Raw genomic sequence first — 19769 nt, forward strand, 5'->3', positions numbered from 1 at the left:
CCGTCGGCAGAAGCGAGCGAGGTCAGGGCGGGTCCACATCGGTGACGACGGCGAGGAGTTGGAACGGGAGTTCCTTGTCCCATTGGGAGACGCCGAGGGCCACCCACCGGTCCGTCCGCGGCGGCAGCCACAGATGCAGGTCCGGGACGTGCGCGCCGAGTGAGGCCCAGGGCTCGGGTATGTCCTCGCCGCCCGTCGACCGCACGAGGACGCTCGCCAGGCTGAAGACGTCGGGTGGCCCCCAATGCTGCGTCAGCCGCTCGCTCAGGCCGTCCCTGTCGAACTCGTACTGGGTCCCCGTCTCCTCCCACTCCGTCCCGTCGTCGTCCCAGAAGTCGCCGCTCGTCTCTAATTCGGCTATGTGATAGCCGGGTCCACCCGTGCCGACTTCGGTCCTGCCGTGCTCCGCGGGGAAGTCCCGGGTGCACAGCAGGTCGATCGTGGCGAGCCAGTGCGCGAGGTCCATGTGAGCCAGTAAACCCGCCGCCACTGACAATTGGCGGGGCGTCAGTGGCGTCGTGGTGCTTCGTGGTGCCTCGTGGCACTTCGTGGTGCCTCGTGGGGTCAGGCATCCCGGCGCCGTACGTCCCGTCTTGCATGTATGTGGGCGCCGTACCGGCGAAGTCGGGCGCACGGGACCGCACCGAGGCGGTGATCGCGGCGTACGAGCCGGGGTTCGTCGCGCCAGGGTGATCTCCCCCGGCGCGAGCCGGTCCTCGGCAGGACGGGCCCGGCACTCGCCGGGGTCCGCCGCGCCGAGTAGCATCCGGCCAACACGCGCACGAGCTGGGAGGACGGTACGTTGGGGCGGCTGACCGGCGGGGATCCCTCGCTGCTGCGCAGGATCAATTCCGCGGTGGTGCTGCACGCGCTGCGCGCCACGGACTGCGCAACGCTCACGGAGATCACCCGGGTGACCGGATTGTCCCGGCCGACCGTCGAGGGCGTCGTCGAGGGGCTCATCGAGGCCGGACTCGTGGTGGAGAAGGCGGCCGAGGAGGGCGCGACCCGGCGTCAGGGGCGGCCGGCACGGCGGTTCCGGTTCCGGGCCGAGGCCGGCCATCTGCTGGGCCTGGAGATCGGGGCGCACCGCATCGCCGCCCTCCTGTCCGACCTGGACGGCCAGCTGACCGGCGCCGAGACGATGGACGTCGAGGAGACGGCTTCGGCGGACGAGCGCCTGGAGCTGTTGCGCACCGCGGTGGCCGAGCTGCTGCGCCGCGCCGGTGTCGCACGCGGCTCGCTACGGGCCGTGGGTGTCGGCACGCCCGGGATCGTCGAGGCCGACGGTACGGTACGGCTGGGTACCGCGTTGCCGGAGTGGACGGGGCTGCGGCTGGGTGAGCGGCTGAGCCGTTCCTTCGAGTGCCCGGTCCTGGTGGAGAACGACGCCAACGCCGCCGCGGTCGCCGAGCACTGGAAAGGCGCCGCCACAGAGTCGGACGACGTCGTGTTCGTGCTGGCCGGGCTGAGTCCGGGCGCCGGTGCGCTGATCGGCGGCCGGCTGCACCGCGGGTTCGGCGGGGCGGCCGGCGAGATCGGGGCCCTGCACCTGCTGGGCCGGGAGGCGACTCCCGAGACCCTGCTGTCCACCACCGACGAGCCGCTGCACCCGCTCGACGAACAGGCGGTCGCCGAGGTCTTCGCGCGGGCGCGCGAGGGCGACCAGCGGGCCCGCGCGGCCGTCGAGCGCTTCATCCAGCGGCTCGTCCACGACGTCGCGGCACTTGTCCTGGCCCTCGACCCCGAAGTGGTCGTCATCGGCGGCTGGGCGGCCGGACTGGACGGTGTGCTGGAGCCGCTGCGCCGGGAGCTGGCGCGCTACTGTCTGCGGCCGCCGAAGGTGACCCTGTCGCTGCTCGGTGAGGCGGCCGTGGCGACGGGGGCGTTGCGACTCGCGCTCGACCACGTGGAGGAGCAGCTGTTCGCGGTGGAGGGCACGGTGACCGGCCGCTGATCCGCTCGCGCCCCGGAGGCGTTCCGGGGCGCGAAACGTGGGGGGTGCGACGGTCAGGAGGCCCGGCGCTGCGGCCCCTCATGGATCTCCACACCGCCGGTGTCCCCGAAGGTCAGCCGGCAGGTGTCGGCCCGGTAGGTGGCGACGGAGACCGCCGCGACGCGGCCGCCGACGAAGAATCGGGTCGTCACGACGAGCACGGGCGCCCCCGGCAGCCGGTCCAGCTCCTTGGCATCGTCCGCGCGGGCAGAGCCGAGTTCGACGGCACGTTCCTGGCCCTCCAGCTCCAGGCGCTGCAGCTCCCGCAGCACCGCACGCGCGCGTGCCACGCCGGACGCGTCGATGCCGGAGAGGTCGGGCAGCGACTGCGCGGGAATGTAGAGCAGCTCGGCGGCGACCGGCTGGCCGTGGGTCGTGCGGGAGCGGCGTACGGTGTGCACCGGCGTGTTGCGGCCGGTCTCCAGGGCGTCGGCGACGACCGCGGGCGGGACTTCCAGCGTGCCGTCGACGGGCTGCCAGACGTCGTCGGCCGCTCCCGGCCAGGCGTGCTGCTCCGTGCCCACGGCGACGCCCACGCGCGGCGGGGCGACGGTCGTGCCGACTCCGCGGCGGCGCTGCAGCCTGCCTTCGAGTTCGAGCTGTTCCAGTGCCTGGCGTAGCGTGGCGCGGGCGACGCCGAAGCGGGCGGCCAGGTCGCGTTCGTTGGGCAGGATCTCGCCCACGGTGAACTCGGAGTCCAGTGCCTCACTGAGCACGGTCTTGAGGTGCCAGTACTTCGGTTCCGGCACCGTTTCCAGTTGCGTGGTCCCCACCCTGTCCTCCGCAATCACCGTGGTCCGGCGGCGTTTTAGCGCCCTTGTTTATTAAAGGTTGTTGCACTTCTCTGCGACCATAGGGCGGCCCCCACCCTTGGTCAAGACCAATCGTCGCCCCCTTGGGCGACGCCCGGCCCGTTGCCGCGGCGTGTTCACGGGGCGTTCGTACGGCCGCGTCCGTGACACGACGGCAAGGCCCCGTCGTGAAACGGGGACCCGGTCGGACGGCGCCGTGCCTCAGGCGGCGGCCAGCGACCGCAGCTTGTCGGGGTTGCGGATGATGTAGACGGACTGGATGCGCCCGTCCAGGACGTCCAGCTGGAAGACGGAGTCGGGCTTGTCCCCGGACAGGGCCAGCACAGCGGGTCCCGCGTTGATTTCCAGGAAGCGGAAGGACGGGTCCGGAATGCCCTTCTGCGCGGCGCCGAGGAGGAAGCGGCCCACCTTGTCGGCCGTCTCCAGGACCCGCAGGGGTGCCCTGGCCTTTCCGCCGCTGTCGCCGACCAGGCGCGCGTCCGGGGCCAGCAGGGACATGAGGCCCTCGATGTCCCCCTCCGCGGCCGCGGCGAGGAACCGCTCCGTGACAGCGCGGCGCTGGACGGGGTTCACGTCGTAGCGCGGCCGCCGCTCGCCGATGTGCTTGCGGGCCCGTCCGGCCATCTGCCGTACGGCCGCCTCGCCGCGTTCCAGCATCGCGGCGATCTCCGCGTACGGGTAGCCGAAGGCCTCCCTGAGCACGAACACCGCCCGCTCCAGCGGCGACAGCGACTCCAGCACCACGAGCACGGCGAGGGAGACGGAGTCGGCGAGCACCGCCCGCTCCGCGGTGTCGGGCACGGTGTCCCCGAAGTCGGTCAGGTACGGCTCGGGCAGCCACGGGCCGACGTACGTCTCGCCCCGCGCCTTGACCTGGCGCAGCCGGTCGATGGCGAGACGGGTGGTGATGCGCACCAGATAGCCGCGCGGTTCGCGCACCTCGGTCCGGTCGGCGCCGGACCAGCGCAGCCAGGCCTCCTGCACCACGTCCTCCGCGTCGGCGACACGCCCGAGCATGCGGTAGGCGACGCCCAGGAGGACGGGACGGTGCTCTTCGAAGACGTCGGTGTCGGTGGTCACTGCTCCATCCCAGCCGACGCACCCTGTCGTGTCCAGGCGAAATCGGTACCTACGGAGCAGAATGGCCCCGCGGACCGCCGGTGGTCGGCGGCCCGGGTTCCGGAGGTGGCCATGCGGTACGCGGTACTGGGCACGGGCGATGTGGGCCGCACGCTCGGCGGCAAGCTGGTGGAGCTGGGGCACGAGGTGACGCTGGGCTCACGCACCCAGGACAACCCGACCGCACTGGAGTGGGCGGAGGGCGCCGGCGCCCGGGCGAGCGCCGGTACGTTCGCGGCGGCGGCCGCGTCCGCCGAGGTGGTCGTCAACGCGGTCGGCGGACGGGTGGCGCTCCCCGCGCTGGAGGCGGCCGGGGCGGAGAACCTCGACGGGAAGGTCCTCGTCGACCTCTCCAATCCCTTGGCGTTCGAGGACGGGGAGCTGCGCCTGTCCCCCGTCGAGTCGGACAGCGTGGGTGAGCAGATCCAGCGCGCGTTCCCGCACGCGCGCGTGGTGAAGACCCTCAACACCGTCAACTGCCGGGTGATGGTGGAGCCCGCGCTGGTGCCGGGCGAGCACAACGTCTTCGTGTGCGGGGAGGACTCCGCCGCAAAGGAGCAGGTGACGGATCTGCTCGGCGAGTTCGGCTGGCCGTCGCACCGAGTGCTCGACCTGGGCGGCATCCGGGCGGCACGCGGCGTGGAGATGTGGCTGCCCCTGTGGCTGAACCTGTTGCAGTACGTCGGTCACCCGGAATTCAACCTGGAGGTGCGCAGGGCGCGTTGAGGGCGCTACGGCCGCAGGGCGAATGCGACCTGAGGGCTACCCACCGGTAGCAATTGCTGACAAGCTGTCTACACGGCGTCCGTCAGTGAGCCCCAGACGAGGAGCACCCCCATGTCCGCCACCGTCTCCTTCAAGGTCCCCACGCCTCGGGGTCCGCAGCCCGTGTCCGTTTCCTACGCGCGCGTGGGCACCGGTGAGCCGCTGCTGCTGCTCCACGGGATCGGTCACCACCGCCAGGCCTGGGACCCGGTGCTGGACATCCTCGCCGGCGAACGCGACGTGATCGCCGTGGATCTACCCGGATTCGGCGCCTCCCCGGCCCTGCCGGACGGCCTCGCCTACGACCTCCCCACGACGGCCGCCGTGTTCGCCGCCTTCTGCGAGGCGCTGGAGCTGAAACAGCCCCATGTGGCGGGCAACTCGCTCGGCGGCCTGCTGGCGCTGGAGCTGGGCCGCGAGAAGCTCGCACGGTCCGTCACCGCCCTCTCCCCCGCCGGATTCTGGTCGGAGGCCGAGCGGCGCTACGCCTTCGGCATCCTGCTCACCATGCGCCACATCTCCAGGCGGCTGCCCCTGCCGCTCGTCGAACAGCTGTCCCGTTCGGCGGCCGGCCGCACGGCCTTGACGAGCACGATCTACGCACGTCCCGGCCGCCGTTCACCCGAGGCCGTGGTCGCCGAGACGCTCGCGCTGGCGCAGGCCACCGGGTTCGACCAGACCCTCCGGGCAGGCGGGAGCGTCCAGTTCACGGACGACATCCCCACGGTCCCGGTCACCGTCGGCTGGGGCACGCGGGACTGGCTGCTCGTACGCCGGCAGGGAATCCGCGCCAAGCAGATCATCCCCCGGGCGCGCCTGGTGCGGCTGCCCGGCTGCGGGCACTGCCCGATGAACGACGACCCCGCGCTCGTCGCGCGCGTGATCCTCGACGGGAGCCGCTGAGCGGCGCCGGACCGGGTTCAACGCGCCTGATCCCAGGGCGACTCCGGCGCCCACCAGTGCGCTGCCCACGGCCTGGGCGGTCCCGTAGGACCCCGTTCCGACGAGGGGTGCGGTGCAGGCGGCCGCGACCGGAATGAGGCCGGAGAAGAGCGTGGCGCGCTCCGCGCCGAGCCGCTGCATACCCATGTACCAGCACACGAAGCCGACGACGGTGACGACCGCCGCCTGCCACAGCAGGGCGGCGGTCTCGGTGGTGTCGGGCCGCCGCAGCCAGGCGGTGCCGTCCAGCAGCATTCCGGCCACCGCGGACTCCACCGCGGCGACGCCGCACACCGCGGCGGACAGCAGCCGTGGGCCGAGGGGGCGCAGCACGGGCACGGCGAGGACGGCGAAACCCACCTCACCTGCCAGCGCGCACCCGGAGAAGACCATGCCCGCGGCGTCCGTGCGTCCCCAGCCCTGAACGGTGAAGGCGCCGACGGCGACGAGTAGCGCCCCGTACAGCACCATGCGCTCGGCCCGGCGCCCGTCCAGCAGCGGGACGACGACGGCCACGACCACGGGAGCGCAGCCCACGAAGACGCCCGGGACGGCCGGTTCAGCCGTGCGTTCCGCGGCGATGACGGCCAGGTTGAAGCCGACCATGCCGACGGCCGCGAGCAGCGCCAGGCGGGCCCAGTGGCGGGGCGGGAGCTTCCTCAGACGCGCCCCGGCTCCCGTGCCGGCCAGTGGGAGGAGCAGGACGAAGGCCAGGCTGTAGCGCAGGAACTGGCCTCCGGCGTACGGGTACTCGCCGAGGACGCTGTTGGCGGTGAAGGAACCTCCGACGAGGACGCAGGCGAGCGCGGCGAGCAGCGCTCCGCGCGTGGTGGTGGCGTTCATGGCAGTGACGCTAGGCAGACCGGCGGTCCGGTTTAAGGTCCATTCCCATGAGCTCATCGGAGACCAATTCTGAACCGCTCCCTGGTCCGGGCGGTGCTGCCGCGTCCGTGGCCTGGGAGCTCCTCCTGCCGGCGGCCTCGGCGCCGCCACGCGCGCGCGGGCGCTCGCTGCAGTCGGCACTGCGGGACGCCGTCCGCTCCGGACGGCTCGCGCCGGGCACCCGGCTGCCGTCGAGCCGGGACCTCGCGGCCGACCTCGGCGTGTCGCGCGGGCTGATCACGGAGGCGTACGAGCAGCTGACGGCCGAGGGGTATCTGCGCAGTGGCCGGGGTTCCGGCACATGGGTGGGCGGCGCCGTGCGGGCCGCCCACCCGCGCGCGCGTGACCTCGCCCCGCGCTCCCCGGGCACCCGGGCCGACTTCGTGCCCGGTACGCCGGACCTTTCGCTGTTCCCCCGGAGCGCCTGGGCCACGGCCCAGCGCGGCGTGCTGACGGAACTCCCGCACCACGACCTCGGCTACCCCGATCCGCGCGGACTGCCCCGGCTGCGCACCGCCCTGGCCGAACTGCTCGCCCGCCGCCGGGGCGTGGTCGCGGACCCCGAACGGATCGTGGTCGTCTCCGGGGTGGCGCAGGCGACGACGCTGCTCGGATTCGTGCTCCACGCGCGCGGGCTGCGTACCGTCGGCGCCGAGGATCCGGGCAGCCCCCAGCACGACGCCCTGTACGCCTCGGCAGGCGTCACCACCGTGCCCCTCCCGCTGGACGGCGAGGGGCTGGCCCTCGGCCCGCTGCGGACGTCCGGCGTGCGGGCCGTCGTGACGACGCCCGCCCACCAGTTCCCCACCGGCATCGCGTACTCCGCCCGACGCCGCACCGAACTGCTCGACTGGGCCCGGGCCGTGGACGGTCTAGTCCTCGAGGACGACTACGACGGCGACTTCCGCTACGACCGCGCGCCCGTGGGCGCACTCCAGGGACTCGACCCGGAGCACGTGGCCTACGCGGGATCGGTCAGCAAGTCCCTCGCCCCGGGACTCAGGCTCGGCTGGCTGCTCGTGCCCGAAGCGCTGGCCGACGAGGTCGTCGAGCGCAAGCGGACCATGGACCTCGGCCATCCCACGATCGACCAGGCGCTGTTCGCCCGCTTCGTCGAACGCGGCGACTACGACCGCCAGCTGCGCCGCTGCCAGCGCGCGTACCGCGAGCGGCGCGACACCCTCGTCACCGCTCTGGACGAGCACTTTCCCGGCTCGGAGGTGTCCGGGATCGCCGCGGGTCTGCACGTCATCGCCGCGCTGCCGCAGCGGTACGGCCCCCAGCAGCGGTTCCTCGCACGCGTGGCCGCGGCCGGTGTGGCCGTACGCCCCGTGACCGACTACACGCACGCGCGAGCCGGGGACGACGGCACTCAGGGTGTGCGGCTGGTCCTGGGATACGCGCACCTGGCGCCGGCGCGGATCCGTGCGGGCGTACGGCTGATGGCCGAGGCCGCCGCCGGGTGACCGGCACCACACGCCTCGGCGACTTCCGGCTCGCCCACCGGTTCCCTTGCCCAGCGGCTCGTTTCGCAGGTCAGAGTCGGTTGTCAGTTGCGCGCCTGGACGTGCTGGAGGCGGGCCTCGCCGGCGGCGAGGTGGGGCACGGGACGAAGAGAGCGGGCCCGCACCGCCGACTGGCTGGCCCTGGCGTCGGACGCCGTCCCCGTGGTGGCCTCGCACGCCCAGTCCGTGCTGGGCGCGCCGGCCCTGGACGGCGAGCTGCCCCCGCGTCAACTGGCCGAGATGTCCGGCTCGGTTGTGTTCCGCACCGAGAAGAAACTGGTACGGGCGCAACTCGTGCTGCTGGGCACGCTGCTCTCGAAGAACGCTTCCGCGGTCGAGGCACTGCTGCCCGCCGCCGCGCAGGCCTTCGGGCACGACGACTCGGACGTGCAGGAGCGGGCGCTCAAGCTCGTGGAACGCCACGTCGGGAAGGTCGGCACCGCGGATGGTGGCTGGCCGTCGGCGCCCCGGCCCTGCCGACGTACCGGCGGCGGACCTCCGGACCGCGCATCCTGATCGAGGCCGGTGAACTCCTGGAAATACAGGACGACTTCCCCATGGGATTCCGCCCCGTGGGTCAGCCGATGAGTGCCGTCGGGATCGCTGGGCACTGCTACCACTGGAGCGACGACATACGCCGGCACTGGCCGGCCGTGCTCCCCGAGCGACGCGAACTGGTCGCCGTCCGGGTGCTGCACGACCTGCGGTGGCCGCGTGACATGTCTGAGCAGGCGTGATCTCCCGGCTGCCCGGTCCCGGCAGTACAACCGTCAAAAGTTGAATAAATGGTGCAGAACCACTCTTTACCGGTCGGTCACAAAGCGTTCGTGATCACGCAACACCGTTCCTTCACAGTGGCTGCATGACTCGAGACATATCTGATGTGACGCGTGCGAAACACGGGCGTCCCGTGCACCACTGGCGGCGGGACGTGATCGAACTCGCCGCGCTGTTCACGGCGGTCGCGGTGGCCGACGCCGTGGCGAACCTCATCGGGCACGGCCCGGACGGACCGGCACTCCTGGTGATCTCGGCGGTGCTCCTCGCGGCCACGGCGGGGTTCCACACGTGGTGGGCACGGCGCCACGGACACGCGCCGCCGGTAAGCGATACCGGTGCCCGGCCGCTGTCCGCAGGGCAGCAGGCCGGGCCGTCCGACGGGTCGCCCGCGGCTCCGGACACCGTGGCCGGGGAGAGTGCGCTGTGGCGGATGCGGACGACGGTGCAGGACGAACCGGGGTCGCTGGCCGCGCTGTGCACGGCCCTCGCCGGGCGGCGGGTCGACATCCTGAGCCTGCAGACCCATCCGCTGGCCGACGGCACAGTGGACGAGTTCCTGCTGCGCGCTCCGGCCGAGCTCGCCGCCGCCGAGCTCACCCGGACGGTGTCGCTGGCCGGCGGTGCCGACACCTGGATAGAGCGGGCCGACGCCCACGACCTGGTGGACGCGCCGACGCGGGTCCTCGGCCTCGCCGCACGCACCGCCCTGGACGCGGCGGAACTGCCACTCGCACTGCGGCAGTTGCTCGGCCGGTGCACCATCCGCTCGCTGCCCGGCGCGCCGGCCGGCGGCGGCCGGGGGCCGGACGCCGTGCCGGTGGAAGGAGCGCTGGAGGACACCGTGATGCGGCTGCGGGCGCCGGAAGGCGGAGTGATCACCGTGGAGCGGCCGTATCTCCCGTTCACGCCCACGGAGTTCGCCCGTGCGCGTGCGCTGGTGGAACTGGACGCCAGGCTGGGTCCGCGTGTTCCGCGCAGCCAGGACGTGCTGACGCTGCCCGAGGGCAACGCGATCACCGTACGCCGGGCGGACCCGGGCGACCTCGAGGCCGCGAAGGCGATGCACGAGCGGTGCTCGTCACGGACGCTGTCCATGCGGTACCACGGACCGGTCGGCGACGCCGGCCGCTATCTGAACCACCTGCTCAGCCCGCGCTTCGGCCGGACGCTCGCCGTGCACACGGTCTCGGGCCGCATCGTCGGGCTCGGTCATCTGCTGTGGGACGGGGACGAGACGGAGATCGCGCTCCTCGTCGAGGACGACTGGCAGCGGCGAGGTGTCGGCACCGAACTCCTCGGCCGCCTGGTGGCGATGGCGGTGGAGGCCGGCTGCGAGAGCGTCTACGCCGTGACCCAGGCGTCCAACACCGGCATGGTCGCCGCGATGCGCGGCCTCGGCCTCGCCCTCGACTACCAGATCGAGGAAGGCACCCTGGTCATCACCGCCCGTCTGGACACGGTCCCGGCCGGGTCGGAACTCTCGCACGAGGGGCCTCAGGAGCGGATCGGCGAGCGGATCGGCGAGCGGATCGCGCGGGACTAGGACCTCGCCCCGGACAACGGCCGGCTCCGGCACGGCACAGGCGAACGGCCCGGCGGCACACGCCGCCGGGCCGTTCGCCGTCCGGTCCGGACCGCGGGTCAGAAGCTGCGCGCCGATTCCCCCGCCCCGCTCGGCACCGGCAGTCCAGCCCGCTCCCCCAGCGCGCGGTCCAGGTCGGCCCACAGGTCCTCGACGTCCTCCAGCCCCACGGAGAGCCGCAGCAGCCGGTCGCTCACGCCCGCGCCCCGGCGGTCGTCGGCGTCCACGATCCGGTGGCTGATGGACGCGGGGTGCTGGATGAGGGTGTCGACGCTGCCGAGGCTGACGGCCGGGGTGACGAGACGGACGCCGCCGATGACCTCGTGCGGGTCGCCCGCGACCTCGAAGGCCACCATCGCGCCGCCGATGCGCGGGTAGTGGACGCGGGTCACGCGCGGATCGGCGGCGAGGCGGCGGGCGAGTTCGGCGGCGTTCGCGGAGGCGGCCCGCACGCGCACCGGCAGGGTCGCGAGGCCCCGCAGCAGCAGGTATCCGGCGAGCGGATGCAGAACGCCGCCGGTGGCGAACCGGACCTGTCGCAGCCGCCCGGCGAACTCCTCGTCGCAGGCCACGACCCCCGCCATCACGTCCCCGTGGCCGCCGAGGTACTTGGTGGCGCTGTGCAGCACCAGTCGCGCCCCCTGTTCGGCGGGCCGCTGCAAAACGGGTGTGGCGAAGGTGTTGTCCGCGAGCAGCGGCACGGAGCCGCAGGCGTGGGCCACGGCTCGCAGGTCGAGTTCGGCGAGGGTCGGGTTCGCCGGGGACTCCACCATCACCAGGCCGGTGTCCGGGCGCAGCGCGTCCGCGATGCCGGCCGGGTCCACCCACGTCACCTCGGAGCCCAGCAGCCCGGCGGTCAACAGGTGGTCGCTGCAGCCGTACAGGGGACGGACGGCCACGACGTGGCGCAGGCCCATCGAGGCCCGTACCAGCAGTACGGCGCTGAGCGCGGCCATGCCGCTGGCGAAGGCGACCGCGGACTCGGTGCCCTCGATGCGGGCAAGGGCGGTCTCGAAGCGCGCGACGGTCGGGTTGCCGAGCCGCCCGTAGACGGGCGGGCCCTGCGGTTCGGCCCCGGTGGCGGCGAAGTCGTCGATGCGGGCGGCCTCGCCCCGGCTGTCGTACGAGGGGTAGGTGGTGGACAGGTCGATCGGCGGGGCGTGCAGTCCCTGACGGGCGAGGTCGTCCCGGCCGGCGTGCACGGCCTCGGTGGCCAGTGCTCTCGGTGCGGTGCGTGCGTCGTGGTACGACGCGGATGCCGTGCGTGCGCCGTGGTACGGCGCCGATGCGGTGCGTGCGCCGTGGTACGGCGCCGATGCCGTGCGTGCGCCGTCGTACGACGCCGATGCGGTGCGTGCGTCGTCGTACGACGCGGATGCCGTGTGCGCGTCGTGGTACGACGCCGATGCCGTGTGCGCGTCGTGGTACGACGCCGATGCCGTGTGCGCGTCGTGGTGCGACGCGTCCCTGCGCGCTGAGTCCATGGCGGAAGAGTGAACACCGACCGGGGCACAGGGGTCGAACACCGTGCTACGTTCGGCACATGGCCGAATCTGTCGTACTGGATCCGGTGGATCTTCATCTGCTGCGGCTGCTGCAGAACGACGCCCGGACCACCTACCGTGACCTCGCCGCCCAGGTCGGCGTCGCACCGTCCACCTGCCTGGACCGCGTCACCAGGCTGCGCCGTGCGGGCGTGATCCTGGGCCATCAGCTGCGGCTGGATCCCGCCAAACTGGGGCGGGGCCTGGAGGCGCTGCTGTCCGTGCAGGTCAGGCCGCACCGCAGGGAGCTGGTTGGGCCCTTCGTGGAACGGATCCGGGCCCTGCCTGAGTCGCGGACGGTCTTCCATCTCACCGGGCCGGACGACTACCTCGTCCATGTCGCTGTCGCGGACATGACGGATCTGCAGCGGCTGGTTCTCGACGAGTTCACGGCACGGCGTGAAGTGGCCTGCGTGGAGACCCGGTTGATCTTCCAGCAGTGGGATTGCGGCCCCTTGCTGCCGCCTTCGCCCTCGGCTGATTCCGGGTGATGTGCGGCGGCCCTGGTACGAGGATGGTCCGCATGTCAGAGACCAACAGCCCGCTGCCCCGCGAGGTCGCCGACGCCTACGTCGACGACCTCATCGCCCTCGACCCGGTCACCGGTACGTACCTCGGAGTGAAGGAGAGTTCGAGCAAGCTCCCCGACACCTCGCCCGCCGGTCAGGAGGCGCTCGCGGAACTGGCGCGGACCACGCTCGCGCGGCTCGACGAGGCCGAACGCCGCCCCGGCGCGGACAGCGACATCGAGCGCCGGTGCGCCCGTCTGCTGCGCGAGCGGCTCAGCGCGGAACTCGCCGTGCACGAAGCCGAGGAGGGCCTGCGCGCGGTCGGCAACATGTCCACGCCCGCGCACTCGGTGCGGGAGGTCTTCACCGTCACGCCGGCCCAGACGGACGAGGACTGGGCGGCGATCGCCGAGCGGCTGCGCGCGGTGCCGGCCGCGCTGGCGGGCTACCGCGAGTCCCTCGCCCTCGGTCTGGAACGCAAGCTGTACGCGGGCCCGCGCCCGACCGCCACGTTCGTCGAACAGCTCACGGAGTGGTCGGACACGGACCGCAACGGCCGTGGCTGGTTCGAGGACTTCGCGTCGGCGGGCCCCGAGGCGCTGCGCGCGGAGCTGGACGAGGCGGCCCGCGGGGCGACCGCGGCCGTCATGGAGCTGCGGGACTGGATGCGCGACGTGTACGCGCCGACGATCGAGGGCGCACCGAACACGGTGGGGCGTGAGCGCTACGCCCGCTGGTCGCGCTACTTCAACGGTACGGACCTGGACCTGGACGAGGCGTACGCGTACGGCTGGGCCGAGTACCACCGGCTGCTCGCGGAGATGCGGAAGGAGGCGGAGAAGATCCTGCCGGGCGCCGAGACGCCGTGGGCGGCTCTCGCGCACCTCGACGAGCACGGCCGGCACATCGAGGGGGTCGACGAGGTCCGCGCATGGCTGCAGGGCCTGATGGACCAGGCGATCGAGAAACTCGACGGCACGCACTTCGACCTCGCCGAGCGGGTGCGGAGGGTGGAGTCGTGCATCGCCCCGCCCGGCGGCGCTGCGGCCCCGTACTACACGCCCCCGTCGGAGGACTTCTCCCGACCGGGCCGTACCTGGCTGCCGACGATGGGACTGACCCGCTTCCCCGTCTACGACCTCGTCTCGACCTGGTACCACGAGGGCGTCCCGGGCCATCACCTCCAGCTCGCACAGTGGACGCACGTCGCCGGGAACCTCTCCCGCTACCAGGCCACGGTGGGCGGGGTCAGCGCCAACGCCGAGGGCTGGGCGCTGTACGCGGAGCGGCTCATGGACGAGCTGGGCTTCCTCACGGACGCGGAACAGCGGCTCGGCTACCTCGACGCGCAGATGATGCGGGCCGCCCGTGTCATCGTCGACATCGGCATGCACCTGGAGCTGGAGATCCCGGCGGACTCCCCGTTCCACCCGGGTGAGCGCTGGACCCCCGAGCTGGCCCAGGAGTTCTTCGGCGCGCACAGCAGCCGTCCCGCGGACTTCGTGGAGAGCGAGCTGACGCGTTACCTGACGATCCCGGGTCAGGCGATCGGCTACAAGCTCGGGGAACGCGCCTGGCTGCTGGGCCGCGAGAACGCCCGCAAGCGGCACGGCGACGCGTTCGACCTCAAGGCCTGGCACATGGCGGCCCTCTCCCAGGGCTCCCTGGGCCTGGACGACCTCGTGGACGAGCTGTCCCGGCTCTGACACATACCGCCCGCGGAGGGCGGCTTCCGGCACTCAGCGCCGGAAGCCGCCCTCCGAGTCGATGACCTGCCCGGTGCCCCGTGGCACCTCGTCGGTGGCGGGGCAGGCGATGGGGGCCGGGTCGTCGGGCACGCCCCACCGTCCGCCCGGGAACACGGCGGCGACGCTCGCCTGGTCCTCGCCGGTCGCGTAACCCGTGTCCACGGGGCCGGGGTCGACGGTCTCCACGGTGATCGCGTGCTCCGCCGGCGTGGTGGACAGGGAGCGGGTGATGGGGGCGAGGCCCCTTCCGCGTTCCCGGACCCTCCCCTCAGCACCCGCAGTTCTCCGCGTCGACCGGCGCCGTGAGCGGGTCGGCGTCGCGGCGCTCGCGGCCCTCCCAGGTCTGGTACTCGAAGCCCTCCCGCGCCCAGTACTCGAAGCCGCCGAGCATCTCCTTGACCTGGTAGCCGAGTTCGGCGAGGGCGAGGGCGGCTCGGGTGGCGCCGTTGCAGCCCGGTCCCCAGCAGTACGTCACGACCGGCACGGACTTGTCGAGGAGTCGCTCCGCCTGCTCCGGGATCAGCGCGGTCGGCAGGTGGACCGCTTCCGGGATGTGGCCCTGGTCCCAGGACTCGGTGGAGCGGGAGTCGAGGACGACGAAACCGGGGTCGCCGCCGGCCGCCAGCGCGGCGGCGACGTCGGACACGTCGGCGTGGAAGACGAGGCTGGCGCGGAAGTAGGCGGCCGCCTCGGCCGGTGCCGCGGGGGCGACACGCAGGACGGGGTTGACGGCGGTCGTGGTGCTGCTCATGGTCTGGCCCTCTCGCCTACGGTTTCGATCGGTTCGCGCTGACCAGAAATCTACGGTCGTCGGTCACCTTTCAGAAGGCGTGATCCCCGGCACTCCCCTTGCCTTGCCGGGGAATCCCCTGCTATCCCTCGGGGATGACCGCGTTTTCCCCGGACGCCACCGACTGGCGCATCCTCGACGTCCTCCAGCGCGAGGGCCGGGCCAGCTTCGCCGAGCTGGCCCGTGCCGTCTCGATGTCCGCGAGCGCGGTGACCGAACGGGTGCGCCGGCTGGAGGAAGCGGGCGTCATCCAGGGGTACGCGGCCGTCGTGGACCCGGACCGGCTGGGCCTGCCGATCCTGGCGTTCGTGCGTCTTCGGTATCCCAACGGCAACTACAAACCGTTCCACGACCTGGTCGCCGCCACCCCCGAGATCCTGGAGGCACACCACGTCACGGGCGACGACTGCTTCGTCATCAAGGTGGCGGCCCGCTCGATGCGACACCTGGAGGAGGTGTCGGGCAAGATCGGCGCGCTGGGCTCGGTGACCACGAGCGTCGTCTACTCGTCGCCGCTGCCCCGGCGCCCCCTGGGCCGGTGAACTCAGCAGGCGCCCCGCTGCCGCAGCACCGACCCCGACCTGCCCTTGACGACCTCCAGCTGCGCGTGGATGCGCCGCCGCAGATCGGCGACGTGGCTGACGATGCCGACGCTGCGGTCGCGTTCACGCAGTGAGTCGAGCACGTCGAGGACCTCGTCCAGCGTCTGGTCGTCGAGGCTGCCGAAGCCCTCGTCGATGAAGAGGGTGTCCAGCCGGACCCCGCCCGCCTCGTCCGTGACGACGTCCGCGAGGCCGAGGGCGAGCGCCAGGGAGGCGAAGAAGGTCTCGCCGCCGGACAGCGTCGCCGTGTCGCGCTCGCGGCCGGTCCAGGCGTCGACGACGTGCAGCCCGAGACCGCTGCGGCCGCGGCCGGTCCGGTCGTCCGAGTGGACGAGGGTGTAGCGGCCGGACGACATGCGCTGCAGCCGTGCGGTCGCCGCGGCGGCCACCTGCTCCAGGCGGGCCGCCAGCACATACGACTCCAGGCGCATCCTGCGTTCGTTGTCCGCCGAGGTGCCGGCGGCGAGGGCGGCCAGGCGGGCCACCCGGTCGTACTCCACCCGCAGCGGTGCCAGCCGCCGTACGCCGGCGGTGGAACGGGCGGAGAGCCGGTCGAGTTCGGTGCAGCGGCGGGCGGCCGCGTCGCGGGCGGAGGCGGCTTCGCGCAGCCGCTGGGCCGCGGCGGCCGCGGACCGCTCCGCCGAGTCGAGGTCGGCGGGCGGCTGCCGGGCGGCGGCTGCGGTGTCGGCCTCGGCGAGGACCGTGCGTACGGCGGCCTCCTCCGACTGCCAGGCGTCGAGGCGCCGTTGGAGCTCGCGGTGGGCAGCGTCGTCCAGGAGGGCCTCGGCGGCTGCCTGCGGTGTGTCGAAGCCGGCACGGAAGGCGGCGTCGGCGAGGCGGGCGTCGGCGTCCTTGAGGCGCTGGGCGGTGTCCTCGGCCACGCGCGCGGTGTCGGCGGCGTCGGTGAGCAGGGCGACCTGCCGCTCCAGCTGGGTTGCCCGCGCTGCCACGCTGTCCAGCGCGCCCCGGGCCTGGGTCAACTCCGCTTCCAGGGAGGCCCTTTCATGGTCGAGCCGGTCACGGTGCCCCACCCGTGAGGCGGCTCTGACCGCCGCCTCCTGACGTACGGCCGTGCGCCGCTCGTGCTCCTGCTCGGCCCGGCGCAGTTCCTCGTTCGCGGCGTGCAGCCCGGAGGCGTCGCCGCGCGCTCGCGCGACCAGCCGCTCCACATCCTGGACTTCTTGAGCCAGTTGGGCGGTAGGCGTGTCGCCGGCCTCGGCGGTGGCGGCGGCCAGCCCCTCCCGTACGACGCCGAGGCGCCGTTCGTCTTCGGCGCGCCGCTCCTCGGCACGCTGGTAGGCGGCGAGCGCGCGCTCCTCCGCCTCGCGGTCGACGTGCCCGGCGACCTTCCGGGCGGGAGCGGGGTGCTCGGTGGCCCCGCAGACGGCGCACGGCTCGCCGTCGGCGAGGTTCGCGGCGAGCTCGGCGGCGATGCCGTTCAGACGCTGTTCCTTCAGGTCGAGCCAGCGCGCGCGGGCCTCCACCGCTCGCTCCGCCGAGGCAAGGACCTGCTGCTGAGCGTCGTCCGTGTCGACGGCGAACTGGTCCCGCTGCCGGGCCGCGCTGAGCCTGCGCCGGGCGGGCTCGCGCTGCGCGGCGAGCTGTTCCGCCCGGGTGGCGGCTTCCCGGGCCGACTCGATCCGGGCCTGGAGGCCGGCTCGGGTGGCCTCCCACCCGGCGAGCCAGCTCTCGGCCTCCTGGAGCACCTCCTCGTCGGCACGCTCCTGCCGGTCCAGACCGGCGCGCTCCGCGACGAGTCCGGCGAGCCGCTGCTCGGCGCGGCGGGCGGACTCCAGGCCGCCCAGTTCCTCGGCGGCCCGGCGGGCGGCGGCGGCGAGCCCGCCCGCTCCGGCTTCCGCGAGGGCCTGAGGCAGCAGGTCACGCGCCCGTGCCTCGGCCGAGGCCGCCCGCCGGTGTTCGGCGTCGGCGGCCTCCCGAAGCTCCAGGGCGGGGGCGACGGCCTCGGCCTTGCGGGCCCGCTCCATGCGCGCCTGCGCCTGACGGTGGGCGACGGCGCCCTCCTCGAGCCGCAAGGCACGCTCCCACGCCTCGGCGAACCGCCGCTGCAGCCGGGCCACTTCGCGTACGCCGGCCAGCGCGCGCTCGGCGGCGGCCTGGGCGGACTCGGCGGCCGTGAGGCGGCAGTGGGCGACGGTCAGCTGTTCTCGGGCTGTGCTGCGGGCGACGGCGGCGGCGCCCAGAACGGCCTCGGCCAGTCCCGGTTCGCCGGGTGCCAGCTGCGGCAGCTCCATGGCGTCGCCCGCGGCCTGCTGCATCCGGTGCGCGTCGGCCAGCAGCGCGGCGTCACGGTCGCGCACCTGGGCCTCGGTCGCGCGCCGCCGGTCGGCGAGACGCTTCTCGGCCTCGGCGAAGCGGCGGGTGTCGAAGAGGCGGCCCAGCAGCTTGCCGCGCGCCTCGGCGTCGGCGCGCAGGAAGCGTGCGAAGTCGCCCTGGGGCAGCAGCACGACCTGGCAGAACTGTTCGCGGCTCATGCCGAGGAGCTGGGTGATCTCCTCACCGATCTCCTGATGGGAGCGGCTGAGGTCCTTCCAGGCGGCGGCCGTGGCGTCGTACTCGCGCAGTCCTGTCTGCGCCTTGTCGAGGGTGGTGCCGGCACCCCGCTTCTTCTGGCGCTCCCAGGGCGGTTGCCGGGTGACCTCCAACCGGCGCCCTGCGACGGTGAGTTCGAGGCGGACTTCGGTGCGGACGCCGGCCGCGGCGTGGTCGCTGCGCAGGGAGAGTCCCTGGCCGCTCTGCCGGGCGCCCGGCACGGAGCCGTAGAGCGCGTAGCAGACGGCGTCCAGGACGGAGGTCTTGCCGGCGCCTGTCTGCCCGTGCAGCAGGAAGAGCCCGGCGGCCGACAGTTCGTCGAAGTCGACCGTCTGGGATCCGCCGAAGGGTCCGAACGCGGTGACGTCGAGCCGGTGCAGCCTCATCGCACCACCTCGCGCAGGGTCTCGTCCGCGCGCACCGCGTCGAACGCGTCCCGCAGCACGGCCTGTTCGTGCTCGTCGGGTCCGGCGCCGCGCACATGGGTCACGAAGTCGTCCGCGATCTGCTGGTCGCTGCGGCCGGCGAGCCGTCTGGCGTAGGACACGTCCGGGTCGTCCGGGACACGCTCGGGGTCGAAGACGATGCTGAGGGTGTGCGGGAAGCGTTCGGTGAGGCGGGCCATGGGGTCGGCCGGGCGGACCGGGTCGGTGAGCGTGGCCTCGACCCACGCCTGCGTGTGGCGCTCGAGCTCCGTTTTCGCCAGCAGCTCGTCCAGCGTCCCCCGGATCCGGGCCAGCGCGCGCGGCACCGGGCATTCGACGCGTTCGGCGGTGAGCGAGCCGTCGGCGCCCAGGTCGACGAGCCACATGCTCTTGCGGTGGCCGGCCTCCGAGAAGGAGTACGGCAACGGGGAGCCGGAGTAGCGCACGCGCTCGGTGATGGTCTGGCAGCCGTGCAAGTGCCCGAGTGCCGTGTAGTCCACGCCGTCGAAGACCCCCGCGGGCACGGCGGCGACCCCGCCGACGGTGATGTCCCGCTCGCTGTCGCTGGTCTGGCCGCCGGTGACGAAGGCATGTGCGAGGACGACGGAGCGGGTACCGCGGGCACGTGTCGCGAGGTCGGCCCGGACCCGGTCCATGGCGGCGGCGAGAACGGCTTCGTGTCCCGGCTTCGCCACGCCGAACTCGTCCTGCACCACGGCCGGTTCGAGATACGGCAGTCCGTAGAAGGCGACGTCGCCGTGGGCGTCGGCGAGTACGACCGGTGTGCCGCACGCCGACGGCTCGGTCCGCAGATGGATGCCGGCGCGGTCGATGAGCCCGGAGCCGACTCCGAGGCGACGCGCCGAGTCGTGATTGCCGGAGATCATCACCGTCGGCACACCGAGGCCGGCGAGGCGGTTCAGGGCGTCGTCGAACAGCTCGACCGCGGCGAGCGGCGGGACCGCCCGGTCGTACACGTCCCCCGACACGACCACCGCGTCCACTGCGTGCTCGCGCACGGTCGTGACGAGGTGACCGATGAACTCGGCTTGGGCCCCGAGCATGTTGACCCGGTGGAACGGCCGGCCGAGGTGCCAGTCGGAGGTGTGCAGCAGTCTCATGATCCCCGAGACTAACGGCCGGGTCTGACACCACGGGCGGTTACTCCCGTATCGACCCGTCATGAGCGCGCCATTGAAGGGGCGTTATGCACCACTT

16 protein-coding genes and 4 pseudogenes are annotated in these 19769 nt (G+C 73.1%); 11 read left to right on the top strand and 9 right to left on the bottom strand.

Features of this window, described 5'->3' with window-relative positions:
- Positions 1-22 precede the first annotated feature (22 nt).
- The gene (locus ACZ562_RS22750; protein ID WP_471182020.1) at positions 23-466 is read right to left on the bottom strand and encodes a hypothetical protein; all 444 of its coding nucleotides are present in this window, start codon (positions 464-466) and stop codon (positions 23-25) included.
- A gap of 134 nt (positions 467-600) precedes the next feature.
- Between ACZ562_RS22750 and ACZ562_RS22755 the strand changes: the two are divergent.
- Together ACZ562_RS22755 and ACZ562_RS22760 are read left to right on the top strand one after the other, a co-directional pair.
- Positions 601-693 (top strand): annotated as a pseudogene (locus tag ACZ562_RS22755) (DNA-binding response regulator); the annotation flags it as partial.
- A gap of 109 nt (positions 694-802) precedes the next feature.
- Entirely contained in the window at positions 803-1957 is a 1155-nt protein-coding gene (locus ACZ562_RS22760) for an ROK family transcriptional regulator (protein WP_471182023.1), read from the top strand.
- A gap of 53 nt (positions 1958-2010) precedes the next feature.
- Here ACZ562_RS22760 and ACZ562_RS22765 read toward each other — a convergent pair whose 3' ends face one another.
- Both ACZ562_RS22765 and ACZ562_RS22770 read right to left on the bottom strand, forming a co-directional pair.
- Positions 2011-2769 (bottom strand): GntR family transcriptional regulator, encoded by a 759-nt coding sequence (locus ACZ562_RS22765; RefSeq protein WP_471182026.1) that lies wholly within the window; start codon positions 2767-2769, stop codon positions 2011-2013.
- Between the two features lie 240 nt (positions 2770-3009).
- Positions 3010-3888 (bottom strand): RNA polymerase sigma-70 factor, encoded by an 879-nt coding sequence (locus tag ACZ562_RS22770; RefSeq protein WP_471182029.1) that lies wholly within the window; start codon positions 3886-3888, stop codon positions 3010-3012.
- A gap of 111 nt (positions 3889-3999) precedes the next feature.
- Between ACZ562_RS22770 and ACZ562_RS22775 the strand changes: the two genes are divergently transcribed.
- Positions 4000-4653 carry an NADPH-dependent F420 reductase gene (locus tag ACZ562_RS22775; RefSeq protein WP_471182031.1) on the top strand — a complete coding sequence of 218 codons (654 nt, stop codon included), beginning with the start codon at positions 4000-4002 and terminating at the stop codon, positions 4651-4653.
- Positions 4654-4764: 111 nt separating this feature from the next.
- Positions 4765-5595 carry an alpha/beta fold hydrolase gene (locus tag ACZ562_RS22780; protein WP_471182034.1) on the top strand — a complete coding sequence of 277 codons (831 nt, stop codon included), beginning with the start codon at positions 4765-4767 and terminating at the stop codon, positions 5593-5595.
- Between the two features lie 93 nt (positions 5596-5688).
- Here ACZ562_RS22780 and ACZ562_RS22785 read toward each other — a convergent pair.
- Positions 5689-6534 (bottom strand): annotated as a pseudogene (locus tag ACZ562_RS22785) (DMT family transporter); the annotation flags it as partial.
- Between ACZ562_RS22785 and pdxR the strand changes: the two are divergent.
- The 4 genes and pseudogenes from pdxR to ACZ562_RS22805 all read left to right on the top strand — a co-directional run bounded on the left by pdxR (position 6525) and on the right by ACZ562_RS22805 (position 10344).
- Positions 6525-7982 (top strand): MocR-like pyridoxine biosynthesis transcription factor PdxR, encoded by a 1458-nt coding sequence (pdxR, locus tag ACZ562_RS22790; protein ID WP_471182037.1) that lies wholly within the window; start codon positions 6525-6527, stop codon positions 7980-7982. The pseudogene ACZ562_RS22785 and the gene pdxR sit on opposite strands and share 10 nt — an antisense overlap.
- Positions 7983-8120: 138 nt before the next feature.
- Positions 8121-8468: pseudogene (locus tag ACZ562_RS22795) on the top strand (DUF6493 family protein); the annotation flags it as partial.
- 110 nt (positions 8469-8578) lie between these two features.
- Positions 8579-8758, top strand: a complete 180-nt coding sequence (locus ACZ562_RS22800; protein WP_471182039.1) for a hypothetical protein — start codon at positions 8579-8581, stop codon at positions 8756-8758.
- 125 nt (positions 8759-8883) lie between these two features.
- Positions 8884-10344, top strand: coding sequence for a GNAT family N-acetyltransferase (locus ACZ562_RS22805; RefSeq protein WP_471182042.1), 1461 nt, complete (start codon positions 8884-8886; stop codon positions 10342-10344).
- A 98-nt stretch (positions 10345-10442) separates the two neighbouring features.
- Here ACZ562_RS22805 and ACZ562_RS22810 read toward each other — a convergent pair whose 3' ends face one another.
- Positions 10443-11867, bottom strand: coding sequence for a trans-sulfuration enzyme family protein (locus ACZ562_RS22810; RefSeq protein WP_471182045.1), 1425 nt, complete (start codon positions 11865-11867; stop codon positions 10443-10445).
- Between the two features lie 59 nt (positions 11868-11926).
- Here ACZ562_RS22810 and ACZ562_RS22815 point away from each other — a divergent pair, with 59 nt between their 5' ends.
- Together ACZ562_RS22815 and ACZ562_RS22820 are read left to right on the top strand one after the other, a co-directional pair.
- Positions 11927-12418, top strand: a complete 492-nt coding sequence (locus ACZ562_RS22815; protein ID WP_471182048.1) for an Lrp/AsnC family transcriptional regulator — start codon at positions 11927-11929, stop codon at positions 12416-12418.
- 32 nt (positions 12419-12450) lie between these two features.
- Positions 12451-14142, top strand: a complete 1692-nt coding sequence (locus ACZ562_RS22820; RefSeq protein WP_471182051.1) for a DUF885 domain-containing protein — start codon at positions 12451-12453, stop codon at positions 14140-14142.
- A 33-nt stretch (positions 14143-14175) separates the two neighbouring features.
- On the opposite strand, the pseudogene ACZ562_RS22825 reads toward ACZ562_RS22820, so the two are convergent.
- Together ACZ562_RS22825 and ACZ562_RS22830 are read right to left on the bottom strand one after the other, a co-directional pair.
- Positions 14176-14424 (bottom strand): annotated as a pseudogene (locus ACZ562_RS22825) (SDR family oxidoreductase); the annotation flags it as partial.
- Between the two features lie 28 nt (positions 14425-14452).
- On the bottom strand, positions 14453-14935 hold the full coding sequence (locus ACZ562_RS22830) for a rhodanese-like domain-containing protein (protein WP_471182053.1): 483 nt from the start codon (positions 14933-14935) through the stop codon (positions 14453-14455).
- A 134-nt stretch (positions 14936-15069) separates the two neighbouring features.
- Here ACZ562_RS22830 and ACZ562_RS22835 point away from each other — a divergent pair, with 134 nt between their 5' ends.
- Positions 15070-15516 (top strand): Lrp/AsnC family transcriptional regulator, encoded by a 447-nt coding sequence (locus ACZ562_RS22835; protein WP_471182055.1) that lies wholly within the window; start codon positions 15070-15072, stop codon positions 15514-15516.
- Between the two features lie 2 nt (positions 15517-15518).
- Here the strand turns inward: ACZ562_RS22835 and ACZ562_RS22840 are convergent, their stop codons facing one another.
- Positions 15519-18512, bottom strand: a complete 2994-nt coding sequence (locus ACZ562_RS22840) for an AAA family ATPase (RefSeq protein WP_471182058.1) — start codon at positions 18510-18512, stop codon at positions 15519-15521.
- Positions 18509-19672 carry an exonuclease SbcCD subunit D gene (locus ACZ562_RS22845; RefSeq protein ID WP_471182061.1) on the bottom strand — a complete coding sequence of 388 codons (1164 nt, stop codon included), beginning with the start codon at positions 19670-19672 and terminating at the stop codon, positions 18509-18511. Before ACZ562_RS22845 ends, ACZ562_RS22840 begins: the two co-directional genes overlap by 4 nt.
- Positions 19673-19769: the final 97 nt, after the last annotated feature.

It is taken from the genome of Streptomyces sp. NPDC040410 (genome assembly GCF_055595715.1).

Coding starts and splice junctions, on each gene's coding strand:
- ACZ562_RS22750 (WP_471182020.1), bottom strand. CDS start 466: ATGGACCTCGCGCACTGGCTCGCCACGATCGACCTGCTGTGCACCCGG.
- ACZ562_RS22775 (WP_471182031.1), top strand. CDS start 4,000: ATGCGGTACGCGGTACTGGGCACGGGCGATGTGGGCCGCACGCTCGGC.
- ACZ562_RS22780 (WP_471182034.1), top strand. CDS start 4,765: ATGTCCGCCACCGTCTCCTTCAAGGTCCCCACGCCTCGGGGTCCGCAG.
- pdxR (WP_471182037.1), top strand. CDS start 6,525: ATGAGCTCATCGGAGACCAATTCTGAACCGCTCCCTGGTCCGGGCGGT.
- ACZ562_RS22800 (WP_471182039.1), top strand. CDS start 8,579: ATGGGATTCCGCCCCGTGGGTCAGCCGATGAGTGCCGTCGGGATCGCT.
- ACZ562_RS22805 (WP_471182042.1), top strand. CDS start 8,884: ATGACTCGAGACATATCTGATGTGACGCGTGCGAAACACGGGCGTCCC.
- ACZ562_RS22810 (WP_471182045.1), bottom strand. CDS start 11,867: ATGGACTCAGCGCGCAGGGACGCGTCGCACCACGACGCGCACACGGCA.
- ACZ562_RS22815 (WP_471182048.1), top strand. CDS start 11,927: ATGGCCGAATCTGTCGTACTGGATCCGGTGGATCTTCATCTGCTGCGG.
- ACZ562_RS22820 (WP_471182051.1), top strand. CDS start 12,451: ATGTCAGAGACCAACAGCCCGCTGCCCCGCGAGGTCGCCGACGCCTAC.
- ACZ562_RS22830 (WP_471182053.1), bottom strand. CDS start 14,935: ATGAGCAGCACCACGACCGCCGTCAACCCCGTCCTGCGTGTCGCCCCC.
- ACZ562_RS22835 (WP_471182055.1), top strand. CDS start 15,070: ATGACCGCGTTTTCCCCGGACGCCACCGACTGGCGCATCCTCGACGTC.
- ACZ562_RS22840 (WP_471182058.1), bottom strand. CDS start 18,512: ATGAGGCTGCACCGGCTCGACGTCACCGCGTTCGGACCCTTCGGCGGA.
- ACZ562_RS22845 (WP_471182061.1), bottom strand. CDS start 19,672: ATGAGACTGCTGCACACCTCCGACTGGCACCTCGGCCGGCCGTTCCAC.